Source organism: Leuconostoc sp. XM4 (genome assembly GCF_055698815.1).
Genome location: NZ_CP134507.1, coordinates 150,001 through 175,003, shown reverse-complemented (window position 1 = coordinate 175,003; position 25,003 = coordinate 150,001). Strand labels below are relative to the sequence as shown.

General features: G+C 40.7%; 26 protein-coding genes, 15 tRNA genes and 1 rRNA gene (1 of these 42 cut by a window edge). 1 reads left to right on the top strand and 41 read right to left on the bottom strand.

From position 1 onward, the window contains the following. Nucleotides 1-14: 14 nt before the first annotated feature. From rplX to rpsL, 21 genes are all read right to left on the bottom strand, one after another. Nucleotides 15-323, bottom strand: a complete 309-nt coding sequence (rplX, locus tag RHP64_RS00995; protein ID WP_002816025.1) for a 50S ribosomal protein L24 — start codon at nucleotides 321-323, stop codon at nucleotides 15-17. 23 nt (nucleotides 324-346) lie between these two features. After that, nucleotides 347-715 (bottom strand): 50S ribosomal protein L14, encoded by a 369-nt coding sequence (rplN, locus tag RHP64_RS00990; RefSeq protein ID WP_002816026.1) that lies wholly within the window; start codon nucleotides 713-715, stop codon nucleotides 347-349. Between the two features lie 48 nt (nucleotides 716-763). After that, nucleotides 764-1,030, bottom strand: a complete 267-nt coding sequence (gene rpsQ, locus RHP64_RS00985) for a 30S ribosomal protein S17 (protein WP_002816027.1) — start codon at nucleotides 1,028-1,030, stop codon at nucleotides 764-766. A gap of 22 nt (nucleotides 1,031-1,052) precedes the next feature. After that, nucleotides 1,053-1,259, bottom strand: coding sequence for a 50S ribosomal protein L29 (gene rpmC / locus RHP64_RS00980; protein ID WP_002816028.1), 207 nt, complete (start codon nucleotides 1,257-1,259; stop codon nucleotides 1,053-1,055). Further along, nucleotides 1,259-1,672 carry a 50S ribosomal protein L16 gene (rplP, locus tag RHP64_RS00975; protein WP_002816029.1) on the bottom strand — a complete coding sequence of 138 codons (414 nt, stop codon included), beginning with the start codon at nucleotides 1,670-1,672 and terminating at the stop codon, nucleotides 1,259-1,261. The genes rpmC and rplP overlap by 1 nt, the downstream gene beginning before the upstream one ends. A 14-nt stretch (nucleotides 1,673-1,686) precedes the next feature. Then, on the bottom strand, nucleotides 1,687-2,358 hold the full coding sequence (gene rpsC, locus RHP64_RS00970; protein ID WP_002816031.1) for a 30S ribosomal protein S3: 672 nt from the start codon (nucleotides 2,356-2,358) through the stop codon (nucleotides 1,687-1,689). Beyond that, the gene (rplV, locus tag RHP64_RS00965; protein WP_002816032.1) at nucleotides 2,358-2,714 is read right to left on the bottom strand and encodes a 50S ribosomal protein L22; all 357 of its coding nucleotides are present in this window, start codon (nucleotides 2,712-2,714) and stop codon (nucleotides 2,358-2,360) included. Before rplV ends, rpsC begins: the two co-directional genes overlap by 1 nt. Nucleotides 2,715-2,728: 14 nt before the next feature. Then, nucleotides 2,729-3,007: a 30S ribosomal protein S19 gene (gene rpsS, locus RHP64_RS00960; RefSeq protein WP_002816034.1), complete on the bottom strand. Its 279-nt coding sequence runs from the start codon at nucleotides 3,005-3,007 to the stop codon at nucleotides 2,729-2,731. A gap of 17 nt (nucleotides 3,008-3,024) precedes the next feature. Continuing rightward, nucleotides 3,025-3,858 carry a 50S ribosomal protein L2 gene (rplB, locus tag RHP64_RS00955; RefSeq protein ID WP_002816035.1) on the bottom strand — a complete coding sequence of 278 codons (834 nt, stop codon included), beginning with the start codon at nucleotides 3,856-3,858 and terminating at the stop codon, nucleotides 3,025-3,027. Between the two features lie 21 nt (nucleotides 3,859-3,879). Next, nucleotides 3,880-4,167: a 50S ribosomal protein L23 gene (rplW, locus tag RHP64_RS00950; protein ID WP_002816036.1), complete on the bottom strand. Its 288-nt coding sequence runs from the start codon at nucleotides 4,165-4,167 to the stop codon at nucleotides 3,880-3,882. Then, the gene (gene rplD / locus RHP64_RS00945; protein WP_011679134.1) at nucleotides 4,167-4,790 is read right to left on the bottom strand and encodes a 50S ribosomal protein L4; all 624 of its coding nucleotides are present in this window, start codon (nucleotides 4,788-4,790) and stop codon (nucleotides 4,167-4,169) included. The genes rplW and rplD overlap by 1 nt, the downstream gene beginning before the upstream one ends. Nucleotides 4,791-4,822: 32 nt before the next feature. Next, nucleotides 4,823-5,509 (bottom strand): 50S ribosomal protein L3, encoded by a 687-nt coding sequence (rplC, locus tag RHP64_RS00940; RefSeq protein ID WP_014324209.1) that lies wholly within the window; start codon nucleotides 5,507-5,509, stop codon nucleotides 4,823-4,825. 73 nt (nucleotides 5,510-5,582) lie between these two features. Then, nucleotides 5,583-5,891, bottom strand: coding sequence for a 30S ribosomal protein S10 (gene rpsJ / locus RHP64_RS00935; protein ID WP_002816040.1), 309 nt, complete (start codon nucleotides 5,889-5,891; stop codon nucleotides 5,583-5,585). A gap of 296 nt (nucleotides 5,892-6,187) precedes the next feature. Beyond that, nucleotides 6,188-7,267 carry an ABC transporter substrate-binding protein gene (locus RHP64_RS00930; protein WP_014324208.1) on the bottom strand — a complete coding sequence of 360 codons (1,080 nt, stop codon included), beginning with the start codon at nucleotides 7,265-7,267 and terminating at the stop codon, nucleotides 6,188-6,190. Nucleotide 7,268: 1 nt separating this feature from the next. Continuing rightward, the gene (locus RHP64_RS00925; RefSeq protein WP_014324207.1) at nucleotides 7,269-8,099 is read right to left on the bottom strand and encodes an ABC transporter permease; all 831 of its coding nucleotides are present in this window, start codon (nucleotides 8,097-8,099) and stop codon (nucleotides 7,269-7,271) included. A 13-nt stretch (nucleotides 8,100-8,112) separates the two neighbouring features. Continuing rightward, a complete protein-coding gene (locus RHP64_RS00920; RefSeq protein WP_025267684.1) occupies nucleotides 8,113-8,934 on the bottom strand; it encodes an ABC transporter permease in 822 nt (273 codons plus the stop codon). Then, entirely contained in the window at nucleotides 8,921-10,027 is a 1,107-nt protein-coding gene (locus RHP64_RS00915; RefSeq protein ID WP_011679129.1) for an ABC transporter ATP-binding protein, read from the bottom strand. The genes RHP64_RS00920 and RHP64_RS00915 overlap by 14 nt, the downstream gene beginning before the upstream one ends. An 80-nt stretch (nucleotides 10,028-10,107) precedes the next feature. Beyond that, nucleotides 10,108-11,301, bottom strand: coding sequence for a CynX/NimT family MFS transporter (locus RHP64_RS00910; protein ID WP_011679128.1), 1,194 nt, complete (start codon nucleotides 11,299-11,301; stop codon nucleotides 10,108-10,110). Nucleotides 11,302-11,391: 90 nt separating this feature from the next. Continuing rightward, nucleotides 11,392-13,503: an elongation factor G gene (gene fusA, locus RHP64_RS00905; protein WP_011679127.1), complete on the bottom strand. Its 2,112-nt coding sequence runs from the start codon at nucleotides 13,501-13,503 to the stop codon at nucleotides 11,392-11,394. Nucleotides 13,504-13,663: 160 nt separating this feature from the next. Then, a complete protein-coding gene (gene rpsG / locus RHP64_RS00900; protein WP_011679126.1) occupies nucleotides 13,664-14,134 on the bottom strand; it encodes a 30S ribosomal protein S7 in 471 nt (156 codons plus the stop codon). 15 nt (nucleotides 14,135-14,149) lie between these two features. Continuing rightward, on the bottom strand, nucleotides 14,150-14,563 hold the full coding sequence (gene rpsL / locus RHP64_RS00895) for a 30S ribosomal protein S12 (protein ID WP_004911305.1): 414 nt from the start codon (nucleotides 14,561-14,563) through the stop codon (nucleotides 14,150-14,152). 252 nt (nucleotides 14,564-14,815) lie between these two features. Here rpsL and RHP64_RS00890 point away from each other — a divergent pair, with 252 nt between their 5' ends. Then, nucleotides 14,816-15,475, top strand: coding sequence for a prepilin peptidase (locus RHP64_RS00890; RefSeq protein WP_011679125.1), 660 nt, complete (start codon nucleotides 14,816-14,818; stop codon nucleotides 15,473-15,475). 4 nt (nucleotides 15,476-15,479) lie between these two features. On the opposite strand, the gene RHP64_RS00885 is transcribed toward RHP64_RS00890, so the two are convergent. From RHP64_RS00885 to rrf, 20 genes are all read right to left on the bottom strand, one after another. After that, complete coding sequence (locus RHP64_RS00885) at nucleotides 15,480-17,960, bottom strand: ATP-dependent Clp protease ATP-binding subunit (RefSeq protein WP_025267683.1); 2,481 nt, start codon at nucleotides 17,958-17,960, stop codon at nucleotides 15,480-15,482. Nucleotides 17,961-18,105: 145 nt separating this feature from the next. Then, the gene (gene prfB / locus RHP64_RS00880) at nucleotides 18,106-19,224 is read right to left on the bottom strand and encodes a peptide chain release factor 2 (RefSeq protein ID WP_011679123.1); all 1,119 of its coding nucleotides are present in this window, start codon (nucleotides 19,222-19,224) and stop codon (nucleotides 18,106-18,108) included. Nucleotides 19,225-19,274: 50 nt separating this feature from the next. After that, a complete protein-coding gene (secA, locus tag RHP64_RS00875) occupies nucleotides 19,275-21,686 on the bottom strand; it encodes a preprotein translocase subunit SecA (RefSeq protein ID WP_011679122.1) in 2,412 nt (803 codons plus the stop codon). 135 nt (nucleotides 21,687-21,821) lie between these two features. Then, complete coding sequence (gene serS / locus RHP64_RS00870) at nucleotides 21,822-23,129, bottom strand: serine--tRNA ligase (RefSeq protein WP_025267682.1); 1,308 nt, start codon at nucleotides 23,127-23,129, stop codon at nucleotides 21,822-21,824. 317 nt (nucleotides 23,130-23,446) lie between these two features. Then, nucleotides 23,447-23,520, bottom strand: a tRNA-Ile gene (locus tag RHP64_RS00865). Between the two features lie 32 nt (nucleotides 23,521-23,552). Next, a tRNA-Gly gene (locus tag RHP64_RS00860) sits at nucleotides 23,553-23,623 on the bottom strand. 27 nt (nucleotides 23,624-23,650) lie between these two features. Then, nucleotides 23,651-23,723: transfer RNA gene (locus RHP64_RS00855), tRNA-Phe, on the bottom strand. Nucleotides 23,724-23,743: 20 nt separating this feature from the next. Next, nucleotides 23,744-23,817, bottom strand: a tRNA-Asp gene (locus tag RHP64_RS00850). Between the two features lie 2 nt (nucleotides 23,818-23,819). Next, nucleotides 23,820-23,893, bottom strand: a tRNA-Met gene (locus tag RHP64_RS00845). 31 nt (nucleotides 23,894-23,924) lie between these two features. Continuing rightward, a tRNA-Ser gene (locus tag RHP64_RS00840) sits at nucleotides 23,925-24,014 on the bottom strand. A gap of 24 nt (nucleotides 24,015-24,038) precedes the next feature. Further along, a tRNA-Ile gene (locus RHP64_RS00835) sits at nucleotides 24,039-24,112 on the bottom strand. Between the two features lie 13 nt (nucleotides 24,113-24,125). Beyond that, nucleotides 24,126-24,199, bottom strand: a tRNA-Met gene (locus RHP64_RS00830). A gap of 28 nt (nucleotides 24,200-24,227) precedes the next feature. Then, nucleotides 24,228-24,301, bottom strand: a tRNA-Pro gene (locus RHP64_RS00825). Nucleotides 24,302-24,369: 68 nt separating this feature from the next. After that, nucleotides 24,370-24,443 (bottom strand) — tRNA-Arg (locus RHP64_RS00820). Between the two features lie 5 nt (nucleotides 24,444-24,448). Continuing rightward, nucleotides 24,449-24,532, bottom strand: a tRNA-Leu gene (locus tag RHP64_RS00815). Nucleotides 24,533-24,537: 5 nt separating this feature from the next. Then, nucleotides 24,538-24,609: transfer RNA gene (locus RHP64_RS00810), tRNA-Gly, on the bottom strand. A gap of 8 nt (nucleotides 24,610-24,617) precedes the next feature. Beyond that, a tRNA-Thr gene (locus RHP64_RS00805) sits at nucleotides 24,618-24,690 on the bottom strand. 40 nt (nucleotides 24,691-24,730) lie between these two features. After that, nucleotides 24,731-24,803, bottom strand: a tRNA-Val gene (locus tag RHP64_RS00800). A gap of 4 nt (nucleotides 24,804-24,807) precedes the next feature. Next, nucleotides 24,808-24,898: transfer RNA gene (locus RHP64_RS00795), tRNA-Ser, on the bottom strand. 40 nt (nucleotides 24,899-24,938) lie between these two features. Further along, a 5S ribosomal RNA gene (rrf, locus tag RHP64_RS00790) occupies nucleotides 24,939-25,003 on the bottom strand (it continues 52 nt past the right edge of the window).

Sequence of the window (25,003 nt, the reverse complement as noted above, 5' to 3'; positions counted from 1 at the left end):
TTCACCTTTCGATATTAGCCTAGTACATTACCAGACTTTTTAGATACGCGAACTTTCTTGCCGTCTTCCACTTTGAATCCAACACGCGTTGGTTCGTTAGTTGAAGGGTCAAGCAATTGCACGTTAGAAACATGGATTGGTGCTTCGATATCGATAACACCACCTTGTGGATATTCGTTAGAAGGCTTTTGATGCTTCTTAACGATGTTCACGCCTTCGACAACGACGCGATCTTTTCCAGCAACAGTCTTAGTGATTGTGCCTTCTTTTCCCTTATCTTTGCCGGCAATGACGCGAACCTTATCACCTGTTTTTACAAACATGATTTGGCTCCTCCTTGTCAGTATTAGAGCACTTCTGGTGCCAATGAAACGATACGCATATAGTCGTTGTCACGCAATTCACGTGCAACCGGACCAAAAATACGTGTACCTACTGGTGACTTGTCGTCCTTCACGATAACAGCGGCGTTTTCATCAAAATTGATGTATGAGCCATCTGCACGACGAACGTCAGAAACAGTACGAACGATAACAGCCTTAATGACGTCACCCTTCTTTACGTTACCACCAGGGATAGCTTGCTTAACTGTAGCAACAATCATGTCACCTACACCAGCAAACTTACGGCCTGAACCACCGAGCACTTTAATCGTCAAGATTTCACGTGCGCCAGAGTTGTCAGCCACTTTTAAACGACTCTCTTGTTGAATCATGGTTCTTCCTCCTTGTTAGCAATTAATTACGACGTTTTGGGTAGAGCATTAAAGAATAACAGCCTCTTCAACGATCTTAACCAAACGGAAGTGCTTAGTTGCAGACAAAGGACGTGTTTCCATGATTTGAACAATATCGCCTTGTTTGGCAGCATTGTTTTCATCGTGGGCCTTGAACTTCTTTGTGTACTTGACACGCTTACCGTAGACATCATGTGTCAAATAAGTATCAACAGCAACAGTAATTGTCTTGTTCATCTTATCTGAAACAACTCGTCCTTGGTAAACCTTACGAGTATTACGTTCTTCACTCATTTTTCAGCTTCTTCCTTTCGTCTTATTTGTTGGCGTTTGCCAATTCTTGTGCACGAATAACTGTCTTAACTCGTGCAATGTCCTTACGAACTTGTGCGATACGCGCCGTGTTTTCTAGTTGACCAGTAGCCAATTGAAAACGTAGGTTGAATAATTCTTCCTTGAATTCGGCTTCGCGCTTTTGCAAATCCGCAAGTGACAATTCTTTCAATTCACTTGCTTTAGCCATTATTCAGCCTCCCGAGCAATAATCTTTGTACGTACAGGCAACTTGTGTTGTGCCAAACGTAATGCTTCACGAGCAGTTGCTTCAGGAACACCTGCAACTTCAAACATTACCTTGCCACGCTTAACTGGTTCAACCCAACCTTCGGGTGCACCTTTACCGTTACCCATTCGAACACCGACACCTTTAGATGTATATGACTTATGAGGGAAGATTTTAATCCAAACCTTACCACCACGCTTCATATAACGTGTCATTGCAATACGAGCAGCTTCAATTTGACGGTTAGTAATCCAACTTGAAGTTGTTGCTTGCAAGCCAAAATCACCGAATGTTACCGTCTTGCCACCTTTTGCTTCGCCACGCATGTGACCACGGTGTACACGACGGAACTTAACACGCTTTGGTACTAACATGTTTGCTTCCCTCCTTACTTACTGTTCTTTTTTTGTGGCAATACATCACCACGGTAAATCCAAGTCTTGATACCCAAGTTTCCATAAGCAGTCATTGCTTCATCCCATGAGTAATCGATATCGGCACGTAAAGTATGCAAAGGCACTGTACCTTCAGTATATTGTTCAATACGTGCAATATCAGCACCATTCAAACGACCTGAAACCATAACCTTGATACCCTTAGCACCTGAACGAGTGGCACGTTGGATAGCACCACGCATGGCGCGACGGAAAGCCACACGGCGTTCCAAATCACCAGCGATTTGTTGTCCAACCAAATGTGCACTCAAATCCGGCTTTTTGATTTCTACGATGTTAATAAAGACGCGCTTTGAGCGACCTTTTTCATCTGTGTCTGTCAACTTTGCCAATTGTGTACGAAGCTTTTCAACTTCTGAACCACCCTTACCAATAACCATTCCTGGCTTGGCAGTTTGGATAGAAACGTCAACACGTGACTTGGTTGTACGTTCAATTTCAATGCGATCAACTGAGGCATCTGCTAAGTTTTTCTCGATATACTTACGAATACGCAAGTCTTCGTGAAGTTGGTTAGCATAGTCAGCCTTGTCAGCAAACCACTTTGCATCCCAGTCGCGAATAACGCCGACACGGAATCCAGTAGGGTTAATCTTTTGACCCATTACTTTGCCTCCTTCTCAGCAACCACAATTGTTAGGTGGCTTGTACGCTTGTTAATAGGTGAAGCAGAACCTTTAGCACGAGGGCGGAAACGCTTAAGCGTTGGTCCTTCGTTAGCAAAGGCTTCCTTCACAATAAGATCTTCTCGGTCTAATGAGAAGTTATTTTCAGCATTAGCAACTGCTGAGTTCAAAACCTTGTAAATATCTTCAGTAGAAGTATTAGGTAGGAACTTCAAAATTGCGTATGCTTCGTTAACGCTCTTACGGCGAATAGTGTCAAGAACTAAGCGTGCCTTACGTGGGGCAACGCGAACGATCTTAGCAGTCGCACGAGCTGATGTAACTTGTTCAGCCATTTTTCACTTCCTCCTTATTTACCAGTCTTTTTATCGTCGTTCTTGTGTCCCTTGAACGTACGAGTTGGTACGAATTCACCTAACTTGTGTCCGACCATATCTTCTTGCACATAAACTGGAACGTGCTTGCGACCATCATAAACGGCAATTGTAAAGCCGATGAAGCTTGGGAAGATTGTTGAACGACGTGACCAAGTCTTGATCACTGATTTCTTTTCAGAATCAACTTGCGCTTCAATCTTCTTAAGCAAGTGTGGGTCCGCAAATGGTCCCTTTTTTAAACTACGAGCCATTAGTTGTCTCCTTTCCCTTACTTACTCTTACGACCGCGAACGATAAACTTTGTTGAAGCCTTCTTCTTATCGCGAGTCTTCTTACCGGCAGTCTTCTTACCCCATGGTGACATAGGACTTGGACGACCAACTGGTGCTTTACCTTCACCACCACCGTGTGGATGGTCGTTAGGGTTCATAACTGATCCACGAACGTGTGGACGCTTTCCACGCCAACGGTTACGACCAGCTTTACCCCAGTTAATCAATGAATGCTCAGCATTACCAACTTCACCGATTGTTGCACGGTTTGTAGCTAATACCAAACGAACTTCACCTGAAGTCAAACGAACGATGATATATTTACCATCACGTCCCAAAATTTGTGCTGATGCACCAGCTGAACGAGCCAATTGTCCACCCTTACCAGGCTTCAATTCGATATTGTGAATCAAAGTACCTTCAGGAATAGCACTCAATGGCAAGGCATTGCCGGGCTTAATGTCGGCATCAGGACCAGATTGAACTTTGTCGCCAACCTTCAATCCCTTTGGCGCCAAGATATATGACTTGATACCATCTTCGTATACTAACAAAGCAATGTTAGCAGTACGATTTGGATCATATTCGATAGCTTTTACAGTAGCTGTCTTGTCATCTTTAGTACGCTTGAAGTCTACGATACGGTAGGCTTGCTTATGTCCACCAGCATGGTGGCGAACTGTCATACGACCAGATGCATTACGTGCACCAGTCTTTGACTTTTTGGCCAACAAACTCTTTTCGGGCGTTGTCTTCGTGATTTCAGCGAAATCTGAAGTCGTCATATTACGACGTCCGGCAGAAGTTGGCTTATAACTCTTGATAGCCAATGTCTTATCCTCCTATTTAGATTAACCTTCGTTAAAGATTTGAATATCTTTTGAATCTTTTGACAACGTAACGGTTGCCTTCTTTAATTTACGTGTGTAACCAACATAACGGCCTTGGCGCTTTTTCTTACCACGAACGTTCGCTGTGTTTAAACCAGAAACTTTAACTTCAAAGATTTCTTCGATAGCTTTTTTAATTTCAGGCTTTGTTGCGCGCGTATCAACTTCGAAGACATAACGCTTACGTTCTGTTTGCGCCATTGAAGCTTCGGTGATGATAGGGCGACGGATAATATCGCGTGCATCCATTAGGCAAGACCTCCTTGGATTTCTTCGATTGATGATTGAACAATCACCAGCTTATCTGCATTAACAACATCAAGCACGTTGATACCCTTTGTTGTCATAACTTGAACATTAGCCAAGTTACGTGCTGACAAGATTGCGTTTTCGTTGTCTTCATCAACAACTACTAATGTCTTTTTATCAGCTGACAAGTTTGCCAAAACTTTCTTAAAGTCTTGTGTTTTTGGTGCTTCAAATGACAAAGCATCAACAACTACCAACTTGTTATCAGCGACTTTTTGTGACAAAACTGACTTTAACGCCAATTGATATGCCTTACGGTTAATACGGTAAGCATATGAACGTGGTGAAGGTCCGAAAACAATTCCACCACCACGGAACTGAGGTTCACGAATTGAACCGGCACGTGCACGACCAGTACCCTTTTGCTTCCAAGGCTTACGTCCACCACCAGAAACCGCAGAACGATTCTTAACAGCATGTGTACCTTGACGCAATGATGCGCGTTGCATCAATACTGCATCAGTAATAACGGCGTTGTTAGGTTCGATGGCGAATACTGCGTCATTTAATTCAATTTCTGCAGCTTGACTACCATCTTGCTTTAATACAGCAACTTTAGTCATGATTGATTGTTCTCCTTTCTATATAATTTATATTAAGCTTCTTCTGAGTTAGTAGCAGATGCAGATGCATTAGCCATCTTAACTTCAGGATGCTTTGCGTTTACTTTTACAGTTGATTTGATTGTCAAAAGTGATTTGTTAGCACCAGGTACGTTACCCTTCAAAAGTAACAAATTGTTTTCAACATCAACATGAACAATGGCAATATTTTGCATTGTTCGCTTATTATTACCCATACGTCCTGGCAAAAGCTTACCCTTGAAAACGCGGTTAATAATAGCACCCATTGAACCTGGGCGACGGTGGTAACGAGAACCGTGAGTCATAGGACCACGAGACTGTCCCAAACGCTTGATAGCACCTTGGAAACCATGTCCCTTCGTGATTCCTGTTACGTCGACGTATTCGCCCGCTTGGAATGTGTCAACCTTAATCTCATCCCCAACGTTAAATTCGTCTCCCGCATTGCGGATTTCACGAACGTAGCGCTTAGGGGCCGTATTTGCTTTTGAAGCATGGCCTTGTTCAGGTTTGTTTGACAAAACTGTGCGCTTGTCTTGGTAACCAAGTTGAATAGCACTGTATCCGTCTGTTTCTGCATTTTTTACTTGCAAAACGACGTTTGGTGCTGCTTCAACAGCAGTCACGGCGATCAATTCACCAGATTCTGTAAAAACCTGAGTCATACCGACTTTGCGGCCTAAGATACCTTTAGTCATGACTAATCTCCTTAAATAGTTTTCTTATTTTAATTTTGCCTCAATGAGGCATGAAAGTTATATCCGTTATGGATTACAACTTGATTTCAATTGCAACACCTGATGGCAATTCAAGCTTACGCAATGCGTCAACTGTCTTGTCAGTAGGGTTCACAATATCGATCAAACGCTTGTGCGTACGCATTTCAAATTGCTCACGGCTATCCTTATGCTTATGTGGTGAACGTAAAATTGTATATAATGTACGTTCAGTTGGTAGCGGAATAGGACCAGCAATTTCTGCGCCCGTACGCTTGGCCGTTTCAACAATCTTTTCTGCTGATTGGTCCAAGATACGGTGTTCGTATGCCTTCAAACGGATACGGATCTTCTTTTGTGCCATTATTTCATGCCTCCTCGTTGATTTTGTAAATCAGCTAACTTCGATTAAAAACCGACAACACTGCTTGTGTTTTGCGCGCCCATGGCAACGCGGCCGCGCGTGTCGCAACCTTAATCATCATCGCTAAACATTGATACACTAGGCTTTCGGTAGGGTTTTACTACTACTGTTCCAAAAGCGTACTTAAATATAATAACAGAAAAACCCTTGCCTTGCAAGGGTTTTGTTCTTTTAATTTAAAAATGTTTATTACCCTCTTTCAATAAATTTCCACAACTAAATCTACTAACTTTATTTCATCGCTGCGTCATCTTAAACTCTAAGAATGCATCATTATACTTCTCTGTCCATTTTTGTCCTAAATCATCATATGTTTGTAAATTTCGGACTGTTTTTTCATTTGGATAAAACTGTTTATCTTCCCGAATTGATTTTGGTAATAACGACAACGCCTTCTTATTTGGTGTGGCATAACCAATATACTCTGCATTTTGAGCAGCGTTTTTCGGTTCACTCATGAAATTCAAAAATGCATATGCTGCTGCTTTATGTTTAGCATTTTTTGGCATCACAATGTTGTCAAACCACAAATTCGAGCCCTCACTAGGTACAACATAATGCAAATGAGAATTTTTGTCCATTGCTTCTGCAGCTTCACCAGAATAGGTGACGGCTATTGCAGCTTCATCCTGAGCCATATACATTTTAATCTCGTCAGCAATAATCGCTTTGACATTCGGCATCAAGGTTGTTAGTTTTCCTTGTGCTGCAGCTAAATCAGCTACCGATTTATTATTCACGGACTTCCCTTGTGTAATTAAAGTGATACCCAAAACATCTCTTGCTGAATCAATTAACATGATTTGATTTTTAAACTTTGATGACCAAAGATCATCCCAATGTTGAATGTCTTTGGCTTTGACATATTTATCATTGTAAATAATGCCAAGTGTACCCCAAAAGTAGGGAACCGAATATTTATTACCTTTATCAAAAGATTGATTTAGAAAACGACTATCGTAATTATTCAAACCAGTTAATTTACTATGGTCAAGTGGTAATAGTAAATTATCTGCTTTCATTTTTTCAATCATATATTCTGAAGGCACTGCTAAGTCGTACGATGTACTGCCTTGCTTAACTTTCATATACATCGCTTCGTTTGAATCAAAAGTTTCATAACTAACTTTATAGCCAGTTTCTTTGGTAAATTTTTTTAATAAGGCAGGATCAATATAATCTCCCCAGTTATATAAATTCAAAACTTTGCCGCTCTTGTCCCCCGTGCCTGTCTGTGCCGAAAAATAATGCTGCGCACTAATGAGTAAAGCAACAACAATTAATATCCCCACTACACTGGATAATAATTTTTTCATCTTACAGTCCCTCCGTAGCTGGCATTACAAGGTTTGTTCCGCCGCGCTTTTTGCCTTTAGAAGATCTGTTGGAAATAAAATAATAGATTAATACTAATAGTAGTGAAACCAAAAACATCATGGCCGATAACGCATTGATTTCTAAACTAACCCCTTGGCGCGCACGGGAATATATTTCAACTGACAAAGTTGAAAAACCATTTCCTGTTACAAAGAACGTCACTGCAAAGTCGTCCAGTGAGTAAGTAAACGCCATAAAAAATCCCGCTAAAATTCCCGGCGATATAACTGGTAATACTACCCTAGACAACATTTGTAAATTATTGGCACCAAGATCCTTGGCTGCGGTGACTAAATAAGGATTCATCTCCTGTAAACGAGGTAATACCATCAAAACAACAATCGGTATACTAAAAGCAATATGCGAAAGTAGAACGGAAGTAAAACCGAGTGTAAAACCAACAACGGTAAATAGAATTAAAAATGAGGCGCCAATAATAACATCCGGAGAAACAAGTAAAATATTATTAAGTGACAAGAAAATATTTTTCGCCAATTGATGACGTTGATTATAGATATATAGAGCCCCTGCTGTGCCAATTATACTAGCCAGTAGTGAAGATAATAACGCAACTAGAAATGTGTTAACCACAATCTCTAAAATTCTTGTGTCGACAAAGAGCTCGGCGTAATGCTTCAATGAAAAGCCATCCCATCCTTGCATAACATCTCCTGCATTAAAGGAGTAAATAATCAAAAAGAAAATAGGTAAGTACAACAAAACAAATACAAACACTAAATACAAATTAGACCATCTAAATTTTTTATGCATGATTAGCCATACCTCACTTTCTTAGATTTTTACGTGTACGATCACGTGTCAGCAGCATTGTAGCAATCATTGCAGCAATCAAAACTACGCCAATCGTTGAACCAATTTGCCAATTTTGTGTGACCAAGAAGTGCTCTTCAATTGCGGTTCCTAGGGTAATCACTCGATTACCTCCAATCAAGCGTGTAATCATAAATAATGACAAACTAGGAATAAACACTGCCTGAATACCGGCCTTAACACCTGGCATCGACAATGGGAAGATAACGTAGCGGAGTGTCTGCCACTTATTAGCACCCAAATCGTGGCTAGCCTGAGAAAGTCTTGAATCAATCTCCGCTAACGAATTAAAAATGGGTAAAATCATAAAAGGAATTTCGATATACGCCGCTACCAGCAAAAAACTCCAGTCCGAAAATAAGAGCTGTTGGGGCGCAATGCCCCAAAGTGAAATGAAATTATTCACAGTCCCAGTCTTGGACAATAGTCCAATAAAAGCATACGTTTTTAACAGTAAATTAATCCATGTAGGCAATATGACTAACAATAGCCAGAACTGTTTTTGTTTCAGTTGATTCAATAAATAGGCAGTTGGGTAACTAATCACTAAAGTAATCACTGTTATCAAAAATGCGTACCATACTGAGTTGAAGGTCATTCGCAAATATGTTCCACTGCCAAAATAGGCCGCATAATTGCTAAATGTGAAATGTCCACTAGCAGTAGTAAATGACTGAAATAACATTAGTATCAATGGCGTAATAACAAATAGTAATAGCCAGATGCCATAAGGAATAATATAAAATATTTGACGTTGTTGTTTAGATTTCATCATCGTCCTCATAACTTTCCAGACGCGCATCAAAATCGTCCTCAGACTCATTAAATCGCATAATGTGGATATCCTCAGGATCAAATGTCAAACCTACTCTAGCACCAATTATTGCCGAATTTGTTGCCTGAACTTGCCATTCATTGCCATCATCATCTCTAGCCGTAATTTCATAGTAGTCTCCTCTAAATGACTGGTCCTCAATAGTAACGACTAATTTACCATTTTCAATGGACGTCAAATCTAAGTCCTCAGGTCGTAACACTACTTCAACTCTCTCGTTGGGGCGCATTCCTGCATCAACATTTTCAAAATCTTTACCCACAAAATGGACCACATAATCTTCCTTCATGATGCCATCAACAATATTGCTCTCACCAATAAAATCAGCAACAAAGTGATTGATTGGTTCATCATAAATATCTTCTGGTGAACCATTTTGTTGAATTACACCATCATTCATAACAAATATCCAATCAGACATAGCCAATGCTTCTTCTTGGTCATGTGTCACGAAAACAAAAGTAATCCCTAAGCGCTGTTGAATTTCTCGAAGTTCATATTGCATACTTTTACGTAGCTTGTAGTCTAAAGCTGACAAAGGCTCATCAAGTAATAAAACCTCTGGGTCATTAGCCAAAGCACGCGCAATCGCAACGCGTTGCTGTTGCCCTCCTGATAACTCATCAATCTCGCGATCAACAAAATCACTTAACTTGACCAAATTAAGCATTTCTTTCACTTTGTTCTTAATTTCCGTCTTATTCATTCCTTTTAAAGTTGGACCGAAAGCAACGTTATCAAAAACATTCATATTTGGAAATAATGCATAGTTTTGGAATACGGTATTCACTTTTCTCTTTTCCGCAGGTACATCATTAACACGTTGACCTTCAAAAGATATATCTCCTGAGTCAGCCGTTAGCTGTCCAGAAATCAGTTTCAAGATAGTTGATTTTCCTGAACCAGATGGTCCAAGTAAAGTATAAAATTTACCAGCTTCTATCTCTAAATCAACATTATTTAAAACATGTGTATCTCCAAAAGACAAATCTACTTGATTAAAAGCAATAATTGGTACTTGTTTCTCACTCACTTGCTCACCCTCGAATCTTTTCAATAGAATACATTTTACACTAATTATAAAAACAAAAAAAGCGCGATGACTTGCGCTTTTTAATCCAAAATTTTATCTTGATTTTCCACAATTAATATTGCAACTGTCATCAGAATAAATAAGATAATTAACATAATAATTTGCGGAATCCAAGAATGAAACCAACCATATGCATAACCAAATAACAGTGGCCCCGTTGCAGCTAATAAATAGCCACCGCTTTGTGCCATGCCAGACAGCCGTGCTGTTTGTTCTGCATTACTAGTTTTTAGACTAAACGTTGTCATTAAGTATGGGAATAATGCTGATGTGCCAACCCCGATTAATAGATTAACGATCAGCCAATAGGTAAACGTTCCTTGCGGGAAAAGTAACAACATATATCCTAAAGTGCCCAATATTGAGAACATCCCCACTAGCCACTGCCGTTGCCCACTATCAAGTCTGGCAACAATTGATGGAATAAACAAAGCAAATGGCAGACCAATCAATGAATTCAAGCCAGCAAACAGGCTGGCCGTAGAAGCCGACAAACCGGTCTGCACTGCCATCGTTGGTCCCCAGGCTAATAGGATATAAAACATAATTGACTGTACACCACTAAAAAACAACAATAGCCAAGCATACTTATTTCGCCAAATACTGGGTTTCAAAACATTCTCAGATTTTGTTTTAACAGTTGTTTGATTATTATGAACAAAATTTTGATTAGGTAACCAAACAAGTAATGCGATTATTAGTAAAACTGTTAACAAAATTATAAATGTATGCCAACCAGTTACAGCAGTAATAGGTGCCGATAACGCAGCCCCTATAGCAGTCGCTAGCATCATACTAAATGTAAATATCGAAGTCATAAAACCAACTTTTTGTGGGAAATACGTTCGAATCACACTAGGCAATAAAACGTTCATATGTGCAATTGCAACTCCTATGCATGCCGTACCAATGTAGAGAAGCGGTGTATTTAAGATTCGAATGAACGAACCAATAATAAGCAATCCAAGCATGAGTGTGAAAGCACGTTCTAACCCCAACTTTTGTGCTACCTTTGGCGCAAAAACTGAAAAAATGGCGAACGCCAATAAAGGTATCGTTGTTAAGATTCCTAGACTAGAAACCGGTACATGCAATGAACGCGCAATATTCCCCAATATCGGTGGAATAGACGTGAAGGGTAAGCGTAAAACCATTCCCACAACAATTATCCCGGGTACTAAAAATTTACTATGATTTTTATTATTTTTCAGCATTTTACTTTTTCCTATTAAAACGGCGTCACTCAATATGAGTGACGCCGTTTATACTGAACCATCTGTCAGTTAAATATTTAAATATTAGAATTAATCTTCTTGACCGTTTGTCTTGATGATTTCTTCTTGAATGTTCTTAGGAACAGCTTCATAGTGGTCAAATACCATCTGGAATGTACCACGACCTTGCGTAGCTGAACGCAAAGTAGTTGCATAACCAAACATTTCTGACAAAGGAACCTTAGCCTTAACAGCCAATACAGGTCCACGTGATTCTTGACCTTCGATCATACCACGGCGAGCTGAGACATGTCCCATAACATCACCAAGGTTGTCTTCAGGTGCAACAATATCAACAGCCATGATAGGTTCAAGAATAACCGCACCAGCCGTCTTTGCAGCTTCCTTCAAAGCCAATGATGCAGCAATCTTAAAGGCAGCTTCACTAGAATCGACATCGTGATATGAACCATCATACAACTTAGCCTTCAAGTCAACTAATGGGAATCCAGCCAAAGGACCAGCATTTAATGCATCCTTCAAACCAGCTTCAACTGAAGGGATGTATTCACGTGGCACAACACCACCAACAATAGCATCTTCGAATTCAAAGCCAGCGCCTTCTTCGTTTGGTGCGAATTCAATATAAACATCACCATATTGACCCTTACCACCAGATTGACGTTTGAAGAATCCACGAGCTTGAACTGTCTTGGTAAACGCTTCACGATAAGCAACTTGAGGCGCACCAACGGTTGCTTCAACGTTAAACTCACGGCGCATACGATCAACCATGATATCCAATTGCAATTCACCCATTCCAGCGATCAAAGTTTGACCAGTTTCTTGGTTTGTTGTTGCACGGAATGATGGATCTTCTTCAGCTAACTTTTGAATAGCATTTGACAACTTGTCTTGGTCAGCCTTTGTCTTTGGCTCAATAGCCAATTCAATAACAGGTTCTGGGAATTCCATTGATTCAAGAATCAATTGATGACTAACATCTGTCAATGAATCACCAGTTGTTGTATTCTTCAAGCCAATCGCAGCAGCGATATCACCTGAGAATACCTCTTCGATTTCAGTACGTGAAGTAGCATGCATTTGTAGCAAACGACCAACACGTTCACGAGTATCAGAAGATGTGTTTTGTACGTATGAACCAGACTTCAAAGTACCAGTATACACACGCATAAATGTCAAACGACCAACGAATGGATCAGTCATGATTTTAAATGCCAAAGCAGCAAATGGCTTTGAATCATCAGCAATCAAGTCAATTTCTTCATCAGTCTTTGGGTCGTTAGCGATATATGGCTTAACATCCAAAGGTCCTGGCAAATAATCAACAACCGCATCCAACATCATTTGGACACCCTTATCCTTGTAGGCAGAGCCTGCAAGAACTGGGTAGAATTGCAATGCCAAAGTAGCACGACGAATTGCAGCTTTTAATTCTTCGATTGAAATATCTTCACCTTCAAGATACTTTTCCATCAAATCATCATCAACATCAGCTACAGCTTCAATCAATGTGTTGCGCTTTTCTTCTGCTAATTCCTTCAATTCTTCAGGAATTTCACGAGGTGCCCACTTTTCGCCCAAATCATCTTCAGGATAGTATGCTTCTTGTGTGATTAAGTCAATAACCGCTTCGAAGTCATCTTCAGCACCAATTGGCCATTGAATAGCTTCTGCATTAACTTGCAAACGTTCGTGAATTGAATCCACTGACATTTGGAAGTCAGCACCCAACTTATCCATTTTGTTAACAAATACGATACGTGGTACATCATATGTTGTTGCCTGACGCCAAACTGTTTCAGTTTGTGGTTCAACACCGGCAGCGCCATCCAAAACCGCTACGGCACCATCCAAAACACGCAATGCACGTTCAACTTCAATTGTGAAATCAACGTGCCCTGGTGTATCAATGATGTTGACACGGTAAGGTGTTTTAGCGAATTGGTCAAAGAAACCATGCCATACAGCTGTTGTAGCAGCTGATTGGATAGTGATTCCACGTTCCTTTTCTTGTTCCATGAAATCCATTTGTGAAGCACCATCATGTGTTTCACCAATTTTGTGAATTTTACCTGTATAGTACAAGATACGTTCAGTAGTCGTTGTCTTACCCGCATCAATGTGGGCCATGATTCCGATATTACGTGTACGTTCTAGTGGGTATTCACGTTTTGCCATTGTGAGTTATCTCCTGGTTTAGTTCTATATGCAACAAAAAGCGACACATAGTTGTGTTCGCTTTTTGACGGTGCTTGTGTGTGACAAACACCATCTATGACAATTGTACACTATCTGCATACCAAGGGTTGTATTATCTACTAGCCTCAGTATCAAATTTTTACCAACGGTAGTGTGCAAATGCACGGTTCGCTTCAGCCATCTTGTGTGTGTCTTCACGCTTCTTTACAGATGCGCCAGTATCATTAGCGGCATCCATGATTTCTTTAGCTAAACGTTCATCCATTGTATGTTCGTTACGCAAACGTGAGTAGTTAACTAACCAGCGAAGTCCCAAAGTTGAACGACGATCTGGACGAACTTCGATTGGCACTTGGTAGTTAGAACCACCAACACGGCGAGCCTTAACTTCCAATACTGGCATAATGTTTTCCATAGCTTGTTCGAAAACTTCTAATGGATCGTTACCAGTTGCTTCCTTGATACGATCAAAAGCATCGTACAAAATTGTTGAAGCTGTACCACGCTTACCATCAAGCATCAACTTGTTGATCAAACGTGAAACGAGCTTTGAGTTGTAAATTGGGTCAGGCAAAATTTCCTGACGCTTAGTATAACCTTTACGTGGCATTAGTCAGTCTCCTTCTTACTTCTTTGGTGCCTTTGTGCCATACTTTGAACGTGAAGTCATACGACCATCAACGCCCGCAGTATCCAAAGCTCCACGGATAATGTGGTAACGTACACCAGGCAAATCCTTAACACGGCCACCACGAATCAAAACAACAGAGTGTTCTTGCAAGTTGTGTCCAATACCTGGAATATATGCAGTTACTTCATATAAGTTTGAAAGACGCACACGGGCGTACTTACGCAAAGCTGAGTTAGGCTTCTTAGGTGTCATTGTTCCAACACGAGTAGCAACACCACGCTTTTGTGGTGCAGCATTATTAGTTGCCTTCTTCTTCATTGAGTTGTAGCCAAAGTTCAAAGCAGGTGATTTTGACTTAGAAACCTTTGACTTACGTGGCTTACGAACCAGTTGGTTAATTGTAGGCATGCTACAGTCTCCTTTAAATTTTCATTAATTTCACAGTTCCAGGTGTATCATTTTTATATTTCCAAAAATCATATCACTGAAAATCTGCTGACAATTGCCTTTACAGCGCCGTTCAGCACAGTGTGACGATGTCACAGAACAGATTACTCAAAAGCACGTTCAATATAATACCATTTTGAGCCGTGTTGTCAATAGGTTTTAACAACTTTCCATGCTAAATGAAAAAATGATTACCACAACGTATGATAAGTTATGGAAAATATATTTGTCTTTTTGTTTAATAGTATTATCGTCTCAACTATTATATGTGCTGCGGCTCGGTTGTCCAACAGTGTCTCTTTGAAAATACAACGCTCTTTTTGTTTTTATTGCGATCATAATTTAGCTTGGTTTGATATTATACCAGTTATTTCGGCATGTGTTCTACGCAACAAATGTCGCTATTGTCATGCTCATTTTGGTCACTACTATGCTATTTTTGAATTGTCTTACATATTAATTGGCACACTCTTATGGGCTACACCTGTAACTTGGATTACAGGAGTCTTATTATTATTTTTATCGTTAGAAGACTGTTCGAAACAAAGCATACACGCGAATATTTTATTTCCCTGGATAGGCTATCTACTTATACTTCATCATGATGCTGCACATCTGTGTTTAACAGTCCTCATTTTAATTTTATCTATAATTCTCGTAAAACATCGGCACACATTAGGCAGTGGTGATATACCGGTACTACTAAGTTTAGTACTATCAAACACGCCTGTTATTTTTTCTTGTACTTTACTCATCAGTTGTTGCCTGGCTTTACTCTATCTATTATACTCACAACAAAAAAGATTACCCTTTGTACCGTTTTTAAGCGGTGGTTGGGTAATCACTAATCTTTACATATTATTTTTACTTTAAAAACTTACGCTTTTGTCGTATCTTTCTTTAATGGCTTTGTGCTAATTCTGATTTCACCATTTTTGGCACCAATCGTTACCGCATCATCAGTTGTGATATTACCTCGCAGTAATTCTTCACTTAATGCATCTTCAACTTTAGTTTGGAGTGCACGTCTAATTGGACGCGCACCATATTCGGGATCAAATCCCGCTGAAGCTACCACGTCAATTGCTGCTGGTGTTATCTTAACACTGATACCTTGCTCAGCAACACGCTGTAGAACTGAACGACTCATTAGCTTGACAATTTCATGCAATTCAGGCTTCGTCAAACTTTCAAACACGATAGCTTCATCTAGTCGGTTAATAAATTCTGGTCGGAATGTTTCTTTTAAGGTTTCACGTATTTTTGCAGCTACTGCTTCGTGATTGTCCTTCAAATCAACTGCACCAAACCCAACTGATTTTTCATCACGCAATCGTGTTGCACCAAGATTGGAAGTCATAATGATGATTGTGTTTTTGAAATCAACCTTTCGTCCTTTTGAATCCGTTAAATAACCATCATCAAACACCTGTAACATTAAATTAAAGATGTCTTGATGCGCTTTTTCCGCTTCATCCAATAGGACAACAGAATAGGGATGATTACGAACCTGCTCCGTTAATTGGCCACCTTCGTCGTAACCAACATATCCGGGTGCCGAACCAATCAAACGACTAGATGACCAACGTTCCTGATACTCTGACATGTCAATTCGAATCAAGTTATCTTCGCTGCCAAATATTGCTTCAGCTAACGCTTTAGCTAGTTCTGTTTTTCCAACACCAGTTGGTCCCAAAAACATAAATGTACCAATCGGGCGACTAGGGTCTTTTAATCCAGAACGAGCACGACGAATTGCTCTAGCCACTGCGGATATAGCTGTCTTTTGTCCAATAACACGACGCCCCAGAACTGACTCCAAATTGACCAAACGTTGTTGCTCGTTCTTTTCCATTTGCATAACAGGCACACCGGTTTGTTGCGAAATAACCTCAGCAATATCTTCTTCTGTAACATGAAGCGAATATCGTTCAGCATTTTCTTTTTGGTTATTTTGAGTATCTTTAGCTTCTGACTTTGCCAGTTTCTGCTTCAATTTCATCTCTTCAGTGCGCAACTGGGCTGCCTTTTCAAAGTCCAATGACGTAATAGCAGCTTCTTTTTCCGCTTGAACTTCTGCAAAACGAACCTTGGCTTTCGATATTGGTGTTGCTTTCCCAGTGGCATCAATACGTACTTTTGCTCCAGCTTCATCCATCAAATCAATGGCTTTATCGGGCAAAAATCTATCCGAAATATAGCGAGCCGAAAGTTTCACAGCCGCTTCAATAGCTGCATCATCAATCTGAACTTGATGATGTTTCTCAAAATGAGAACGAATTCCTTTCAAAATAGCAATAGCATCATCTTGAGTTGGTTCATCAACTGTTACTGATGCAAAGCGGCGCTCTAAAGCTGCATCGGATTCGACATATTTTTGATACTCATCAAATGTCGTAGCACCCAAAGTTTGCAATTCACCACGTGCTAATGCTGGCTTTAAAATATTCGATGCATCAATGGCGCCTTCGGCGCCACCTGCACCAATCAATGTATGCAACTCATCGATAAATAGAATAACCTCGCCATCATTATAAATTTCTTCAATGATTTTTTTTAATCGGTCTTCAAATTCTCCACGATATTTTGTTCCTGCAACCAGTGACCCCATGTCCAATGCCATCAACCGTTTCTTGGCTAAGTTTTCAGGTACTTCACCGTCTACGATTTTTTGTGCCAGTCCTTCAGCAATGGCAGTTTTTCCAACACCAGGTTCTCCAATCAATACAGGATTGTTTTTTGTTCGTCTGGATAGTATTTGTATAACACGACGAACCTCCTTTGGGCGACCGATTACTGGATCAATTTTGTTGTCTCGCGCCATTTGAGTCAAATCACGTGCCAATCCATCTAAAGTAGGCGTTCCCGCTGATGCTTGCTGCTTCTCCTGTTGCTTCATTTGCTTCCGCACATCAGTAATGCCTAATTTTCGAAGAATTGCACGACGCATATCTTGTAAATTAACGTCTAATGCTAGTAAAATTCGTGAAGATAGTATGCTTTCATCCTGTAATAAAGCTAACAAAATGTGCTCTGTTCCAACTTTTGATTGTGCTAAAGCACGCAACTCTTCATTCGCTTGATGTAAAATATCTGCCGCTTTTGGTGAATAAGGTAAATAGATGTTTTTATCATACCGACTAGTGATACCATATCCTGTAAAGTGTTCAATTTCCTCACGAATATCATCGTCCATAACATTAAACTGACCTAATATCTTACTGGCGATGCCTTCTTTTTCTATTGCTAGGGCGAGTAAAAGATGTTCTGTACCCACAGCTTGGTGCTTAAAATACTTTGCTTGTTCCTGTGCCAAAACCAATACATTTTGCGCACTTGGTGTATAATTATTATCCATGTTTGCCTCCTTAAAATTAGGCTGCCTACGTCTTATATTGACTTATATTATAACCTATTAAACATTTATTAGGAAATCTTTTTGTTTAGTCTATTTTATACTTATAAAATTTAAAAAGTCGAAACAGTAATGTTTCGACTAATTATTAATTAGGATTTTTAAGTGATAACTGCCACTGCAAGTACGCATTGATGAAAGGATCTAAATCACCATCCAGTACTGCTTGTGGTTGGTTAGTTTCATAATTTGTTCGATGATCCTTAACCATTTGATAGGGGTGCAAAACGTAAGAGCGAATCTGTGATCCCCAACCATTTTCCATTTTTTCGCCTGTCAACGCCGCACGCTCAGCTTCTTTTTTCTCTAATTCCAACTGGTATAGCTTACTTTTCAACAGACGCATGGCATAATCACGGTTACCATACTGAGTACGCTCTACAGTTGATGAAACAACAATCCCTGTCGGTTCATGCGTTAGACGAACACCTGTTGAAACTTTGTTGACGTTTTGTCCACCGGCGCCACCAGAACGGAACACATCCATTTTAACATCATCATCACGTACCTCAACCTCAATTGAATCGTCTAGCTCAGGCATTACATCAACTGATACGAAACTCGTATGACGTCGACCAGCGCTATCAAAAGGAGAAATTCTTACGAAACGGTGCACACCTTTTTCGCTTCGTAAAAAGCCATAGGCATTATGTCCAGTTACTTTAATCGTTGCACTATCAATACCCGCTTCATCGCCTGCATGATAATCTAAGGTTTCAACTTGAAAATCATGTTGCTGTGCCCAACGCGTGTACATACGATATAGGTTAGCACCCCAGTCTGTCGACTCAGTACCACCAGATCCTGGATGAATTTCTAAAATGGCATTATTTGCATCATACGGCTCAGTTAATAGTTGCTCTAAATTATAAGCATCAATATCTTTTTGCGCCTTCGCAACCCCTGCTTCAAGTTCACCTAGCGTGTCCTCATCCTCAGGATCTTCCACAGCCATTTCTATTAATAGTTCTAATTCTTCAACTTGATTTGTTAAATTCAAAAATGAATCACGACGATTTTTTAAAACATTATTTTCTTCAATAACCTTTTGCGCTTTTTCATTGTCGTTCCAAAAATCAGGTTCCGTCATACGATTTTCATAATCAGCAATTTCTTCCGTAAGTGCTTCCATATCGAGCGTTCCCCGAAAACGTTCGATATTCTCCTGCATATCACTAACGGCATGCTTTGCATCGATAATTTCCATATTAATTCCTTTCAAAATAAAAACGAACAAAGTTCGCTTTTATTTGTATATTAAGAACGTAAATTCTGACGAATTTCAGCTTTCATAAATGTGCGTGTTGTGTCATATTCAACATCTGCAATCATTTTTTGAAAGTTCGCAAATGCTTCGCTTTGATATTCGATGAGTGGATTTAATTGTCCATATCCACGTAAACCAACACCTTGACGCAACCGATCAAGAGAATCTATATGATCTGTCCAGTGTTGATCAACTGCTCTCAAAATAACAACTTTCTCAAACTCCAACATTTGTTCTGGATCATAAAGCTGGCTTTGCTTTTCTTTATAATTCAACTTCGCTAACTCTAATAATTTTGCTTTGATTTCATCACGAGTCAATCCCTGCAGTTGTTGCACTGTAACGGCATCATCATGTGCTAGGGCATTGCCAACAAAAGCAACAATTTGCGGCAGATTCCAATCGGAAGACTTCTTCTCTTTCGTTTGAGCATCCACCACACGGTTAATAGTACGTTCAACCATTGGCATCAAAACCCATTCCAATGACTCTGATTCATCAATGACAACATCACGTTCATGATAAATCAATTCACGTTGTTCACGTACAACATCATCGTACTGCAAAACATTTTTACGTGTGTCATAGTTGTTTCCTTCAACACGCTTTTGGGCTGATTCGACAGAACGAGTAATAAACCGATTGGTAATCACTGTATCTTCATCCAAATTCATTCTCTGCATCATCAAGCGGACACGTTCAGCACCAAAACGAATCATCAAATCATCTTCCAATGAAAGAAAGAATTGTGAAAAGCCTTCATCTCCCTGACGTCCTGCACGACCACGTAACTGATTATCAATACGTCGTGATTCATGACGTTCTGTGGCAATAACAACTAACCCACCGAGTTCCGCAACACCAGGACCAAGTTTAATATCAGTCCCTCTACCAGCCATGTTTGTTGCAACAGTTATTGCACCACGCTGTCCAGCATTAGCAATAATCTCAGCTTCTTTGGCATTGTTTTTGGCATTTAAAACATTGTGAGGCAAATTTTTCGTCATCAATATTTTTGATAATAATTCTGAATCTTCGACAGATCCCGTACCAATTAAGATAGGTTGTCCCTTTTCATGCAATTCAACAATCAATTTAACAACCGCATTATACTTGGCACGAATAGACGTATAAAGCAAATCAGGTTTATCCACACGTCTAACAGGACGGTTCGTAGGAATACTGATTACTTCCATATTGTAAATTTCACGTAATTCTTCTTCCTCAGTTTTAGCGGTTCCAGTCATACCTGAAAGTTTCTTATACATACGGAACAAATTTTGATAAGTAATTTGCGCCATTGATTTATTTTCTTCTTGAATCTCGACGTTTTCTTTAGCTTCAATAGCTTGGTGCAAACCGTCTGATAAACGTGTTCCTTCAGAAATACGGCCCGTTGACTGATCAATCAACTTAACCTCGCCATCTTGAACGACATAATCCTTATCTTTAATGTAATTAAAATTAGCCCGCAAGGCTTGGTCAATATGATGCGTTAAGGCTGTATCGTCAGCATCATATAAGTTATTCAAGTTAAAGAATATCTCGCCTTTGTGAATTCCTTCAGGTGTTAACAAAGTCGCCTTGGCTTCTTCATCAACCTTAAAGTCCTCATCACGTTGCAAAGTTTTCACGAAACGGTCAGCGCGAGCATAAAGTTGGGAGACTCCTGAACCTGGTCCAGAAATAATCAAAGGTGTACGTGCCGTATCAATCAAAATTGAATCTGCTTCATCGATAAGTGCAAAGTTCAATCCTCGTTGCATAACACGCTCGTCTGCGCGTCGTACCATGTTATCACGTAGGTAATCAAACCCGATGTTAAAGTTGGTAGAATAAGTGATATCAGCGTTGTAAGCAGCACGCTTTTCTTCTGCTGGCGCATCACCAACATTGACACCGACTGTCAATCCAAGCCAATTGTATAATTGACCCATTTGTTCCGCATCTCGAGCGGATAAATAATCGTTCACTGTAACAACATGCACACCGCGACCTGATAACGCATTTAAATAAACAGCCATTGTTGCTGTCAAGGTTTTACCTTCACCTGTGCGCATTTCAGCTAAATTTCCACCGTGTAATACGATGGATCCCATGATTTGAACATGGAAAGGATACAAACCAAGAACTCGTTTAGCTCCCTCCCGCGCCACAGCAAAAGCTTCTGGTAACAGCTCGTCTAAAACTTTTGCCAAAGCCTTATTTTGCTTATCCTTGTCCTCAATACCATCAATTGCATCAGCAATTTTTGACTTGAATTCTCCAGTTTTAGCCTGTAACTCACTATCTGACATGCTAGCCATAGTGTCTGCATAACTTTCGACTTGATCGGCAATTTTATTTAATTTCTTTAGTTGTTGCTTTGAATTATCAACTAATTTACGTATTGGATTGGCCATTACTTTTAACGTGCGAGTAGTAAGTTCGCTCGTTTCTCCTCTAAAATCTATTTTTTGTATATTACTGCAAAATATGTGTATTATATGACTAATTATACCAAAAAAAGAGTCCAAAATATAGACCCTTCCTTTGAATTAATGGTGTGTTGTTGGTTCAAGCTTCTCTTGTCCGCCTAAATAAGGTCGCAAAACTTCTGGAATAGTTACTGAACCATCCTCATTTTGATAGTTTTCTAAAATAGCCGCTACTGTTCGCCCTACTGCTAGACCAGAACCATTTAATGTATGCACAAGCTGTAACTTATTATCTGCATCACGATAGGTAATGTGCATTCGACGGGCTTGGAAATCTTCAGTGTTTGATACTGAAGAAATTTCTCGATAAACGTTCTGCTGTGGCATCCAGACCTCAATATCATATGTTTTTGCTGCTGAGAATCCCATGTCGCCTGTTGACAATACAATCACATGATAAGGCAAATTCAATTTTTGTAAAATGTTTTCCGCATCTAGTGTCATCTTTTCTAATTCTTCGTAAGAATCTTCTGGTTTGGTAAATTTAACCATTTCAACCTTATTAAATTGATGCAAACGGATTAATCCACGCGTATCTTTACCTGCCGATCCCGCTTCTTTACGGAAAGAAGGTGACAGCGCAGTGAACTTGATTGGTAAGTCCTCACTTGGCAATTCTTCACCTGAATAATAGTTAGTCAAAGGGACTTCCGCTGTTGGAATATATGTTTGATTCAATCCTTCTACACGATAAGCATCATCTTGAAACTTTGGATATTGTCCTGTTCCAAACATTGCTGAATCATTCACCACAATCGGCGTGATCATTTCAGTGTAACCTTCTTGCCTATGCTCATCTAACATAAAGTTATAGACAGCACGTTCAAGCCTTGCCCCATCACCAACGTAGTATAAGAAGCGGGCACCAGAAACTTTTGCGCCTCTCTCAAAGTCAAGTATCCCCAGATTCTCTCCAATTTCATAATGAGCTTTAACCCACGATGCTTCTTCTAAGGCATGCGGACGTGATCCATATTCCTCTGGGGCCCACTTTCGTTGTTCTACGTTAGCAGATTCATCTGGCCCAACTGGTACATCAAAAGCAGCCATGTTTGGCAAATGAGCAGCGATTTCTCGAACCTGTTCATCCAGCAATGTTTGCTCATTATCAAGACTCTTAATATCTGCCCCGACTTGCTTCATTTGCAAAATTGCTTCACTAGCATCTTCTTTTTGACGCTTAGCAAAAGCAATTTTATCTGATACATCATTACGTTGTGCTTTAAGAGACTCAACTTTTTGGATCAAATCCCGTCGTTTTTGGTCAAGTTCCAATAACTCGTCAATTGTTTCTGGGTTAACGCCACGGTCTTCTAAACGTTGCTTGACTTCTGCGCTGTTTTTACGCATATAACGTATATCTAACATTTAATATGTCCTCTTTTTCATAAAATAAAAAACGCGTTCTTCTCTTGTCGCTAAACAAGGGACGAAAAACGCATTTCCGTGGTACCACCCAATTTTTATGATTATATAAATAAACCATAACACTTCATTATCAATAACGGTGATCCCGAGCAGCATTACCTGCTAAACTGTTTGTTACTGGAGTTTCACGCGTACCATTTTTCATCAACCAATGATTTTCTAAAATGCGCTACTTATGGTAACTGATGTTCTCATTTTAACCCATTATCTACCAAAAGGCAACAAAAAAGGAGAGGTAATCCTCTCCTACTTCTTAATGGGCCATCCAGGACTCGAACCTGGGACCTCTGCGTTATCAACACAGCGCTCTAACCAACTGAGCTAATGGCCCGTATTCCCCTTGCCTACTCTTACATAGACAAAAGCGAATGACGGGAATCGAACCCGCATAGCCAGCTTGGAAGGCTGGAATTCTACCATTGAACTACATTCGCAAGCTTTTCTTCGGGATCCTCTCCCTATGGCGCTGGACGGAATCGAACCGCCGACACATGCAGCTTCAATGCATTGCTCTACCAACTGAGCTACAGAGCCATCTCATTGTTCCCAATGAACGGTCACAGCGGGGCTCGAACCCGCGATCTCCTGCGTGACAGGCAGGCGTCCTAACCAGCTAGACCATGCGACCAATTGCGGGAGCAGGATTTGAACCTACGACCTTCGGGTTATGGGCCCGACGAGCTACCAGACTGCTCCATCCCGCGATTATATTATGACACCTTCTTCAAATGCCTAAGGAGAATGTGGGATTCGAACCCACGCGCCGGTTTCCCGACCTGACGGTTTTCAAGACCGTTCCCTTCAGCCAGACTTGGGTAATTCTCCATTATCTTTCTTACTTGTCCTGCATGGACCATGTTGGACTCGAACCAACGACCGGACGGTTATGAGCCGTCTGCTCTAACCAACTGAGCTAATGGTCCTAAATCGAGCCTATCGCGGCAGGGGGGATCGAACCCTCGACCTCTCGGGTATGAACCGAACGCTCTAGCCAGCTGAGCTACACCGCGGTCTGTCTTGATTAGCTTCCCTAATCAATCGGGATGACAGGATTCGAACCTGCGACCCCCTGGTCCCAAACCAGGTGCTCTACCAAGCTGAGCTACATCCCGAATTAGTCTATCGAGAGCTTATCGCCCCACTAAACTTAAAAAAAGAGTTTGAATTCCTTCAACCTCTATGCACCTAGCAGGAGTCGAACCTGCAACCTCCTGATTCGTAGTCAGACGCTCTATCCAATTGCGCTATAGGTGCATATATGCCGGCGACCGGGATCGAACCGGTACGATATTTCTATCGCAGGATTTTAAGTCCTGTGCGTCTGCCTATTCCGCCACGCCGGCATAGAAGCGGAAGACGGGATTCGAACCCGCGACCCCCACCATGGCAAGGTGATGTTCTACCACTGAACTACTTCCGCATAAATTATGCCGACTAAAGGACTCGAACCTTCGACCCCCGCTTTACAAGAGCGGTGCTCTACCAACTGAGCTAAGTCGGCATCGCTTATCCCGACGTGGCAAGTTTGACATGAATGTCAATGGACGCTACAGGGATCGAACCTGTGACCCCCTGCTTGTAAGGCAGGTGCTCTCCCAGCTGAGCTAAGCGTCCATGATGGAGAGGAAGGGATTCGAACCCTCGAAGCAAGTTCCTCTGCTTACACGGTTTCCAACCGTGCTCCTTCGGCCAGACTCGGACACCTCTCCGATTATCTTCCTACTGCTCTCTACTTCTTTTCTATGTACGGCACCGCATCGTCCTATCCTCGCAGGAAGCGATCCTCCAACTACTTTCGGCGCTATAGAGCTTAA

What these genes read in the sequence shown, in the direction of transcription:
- RHP64_RS00925 (WP_014324207.1), bottom strand. Translation starts at nt 8,099, where the DNA reads ATGCATAAAAAATTTAGATGGTCTAATTTGTATTTAGTGTTTGTATTT.
- RHP64_RS00885 (WP_025267683.1), bottom strand. Translation starts at nt 17,960, where the DNA reads ATGGATAATAATTATACACCAAGTGCGCAAAATGTATTGGTTTTGGCA.
- RHP64_RS00930 (WP_014324208.1), bottom strand. Translation starts at nt 7,267, where the DNA reads ATGAAAAAATTATTATCCAGTGTAGTGGGGATATTAATTGTTGTTGCT.
- rplX (WP_002816025.1), bottom strand. Translation starts at nt 323, where the DNA reads ATGTTTGTAAAAACAGGTGATAAGGTTCGCGTCATTGCCGGCAAAGAT.
- rplW (WP_002816036.1), bottom strand. Translation starts at nt 4,167, where the DNA reads ATGGATGCACGCGATATTATCCGTCGCCCTATCATCACCGAAGCTTCA.
- rpsL (WP_004911305.1), bottom strand. Translation starts at nt 14,563, where the DNA reads ATGCCTACAATTAACCAACTGGTTCGTAAGCCACGTAAGTCAAAGGTT.
- rplC (WP_014324209.1), bottom strand. Translation starts at nt 5,509, where the DNA reads ATGACTAAAGGTATCTTAGGCCGCAAAGTCGGTATGACTCAGGTTTTT.
- RHP64_RS00920 (WP_025267684.1), bottom strand. Translation starts at nt 8,934, where the DNA reads ATGATGAAATCTAAACAACAACGTCAAATATTTTATATTATTCCTTAT.
- rpsQ (WP_002816027.1), bottom strand. Translation starts at nt 1,030, where the DNA reads ATGAGTGAAGAACGTAATACTCGTAAGGTTTACCAAGGACGAGTTGTT.
- RHP64_RS00890 (WP_011679125.1), top strand. Translation starts at nt 14,816, where the DNA reads ATGGAAAATATATTTGTCTTTTTGTTTAATAGTATTATCGTCTCAACT.
- rpsG (WP_011679126.1), bottom strand. Translation starts at nt 14,134, where the DNA reads ATGCCACGTAAAGGTTATACTAAGCGTCAGGAAATTTTGCCTGACCCA.
- rpmC (WP_002816028.1), bottom strand. Translation starts at nt 1,259, where the DNA reads ATGGCTAAAGCAAGTGAATTGAAAGAATTGTCACTTGCGGATTTGCAA.
- RHP64_RS00910 (WP_011679128.1), bottom strand. Translation starts at nt 11,301, where the DNA reads ATGCTGAAAAATAATAAAAATCATAGTAAATTTTTAGTACCCGGGATA.
- prfB (WP_011679123.1), bottom strand. Translation starts at nt 19,224, where the DNA reads ATGGAAATTATCGATGCAAAGCATGCCGTTAGTGATATGCAGGAGAAT.
- serS (WP_025267682.1), bottom strand. Translation starts at nt 23,129, where the DNA reads ATGTTAGATATACGTTATATGCGTAAAAACAGCGCAGAAGTCAAGCAA.
- secA (WP_011679122.1), bottom strand. Translation starts at nt 21,686, where the DNA reads ATGGCCAATCCAATACGTAAATTAGTTGATAATTCAAAGCAACAACTA.
- fusA (WP_011679127.1), bottom strand. Translation starts at nt 13,503, where the DNA reads ATGGCAAAACGTGAATACCCACTAGAACGTACACGTAATATCGGAATC.
- rplN (WP_002816026.1), bottom strand. Translation starts at nt 715, where the DNA reads ATGATTCAACAAGAGAGTCGTTTAAAAGTGGCTGACAACTCTGGCGCA.
- rplP (WP_002816029.1), bottom strand. Translation starts at nt 1,672, where the DNA reads ATGTTAGTACCAAAGCGTGTTAAGTTCCGTCGTGTACACCGTGGTCAC.
- rpsJ (WP_002816040.1), bottom strand. Translation starts at nt 5,891, where the DNA reads ATGGCACAAAAGAAGATCCGTATCCGTTTGAAGGCATACGAACACCGT.
- rpsC (WP_002816031.1), bottom strand. Translation starts at nt 2,358, where the DNA reads ATGGGTCAAAAGATTAACCCTACTGGATTCCGTGTCGGCGTTATTCGC.
- rplV (WP_002816032.1), bottom strand. Translation starts at nt 2,714, where the DNA reads ATGGCTGAACAAGTTACATCAGCTCGTGCGACTGCTAAGATCGTTCGC.
- rpsS (WP_002816034.1), bottom strand. Translation starts at nt 3,007, where the DNA reads ATGGCTCGTAGTTTAAAAAAGGGACCATTTGCGGACCCACACTTGCTT.
- rplD (WP_011679134.1), bottom strand. Translation starts at nt 4,790, where the DNA reads ATGACTAAAGTTGCTGTATTAAAGCAAGATGGTAGTCAAGCTGCAGAA.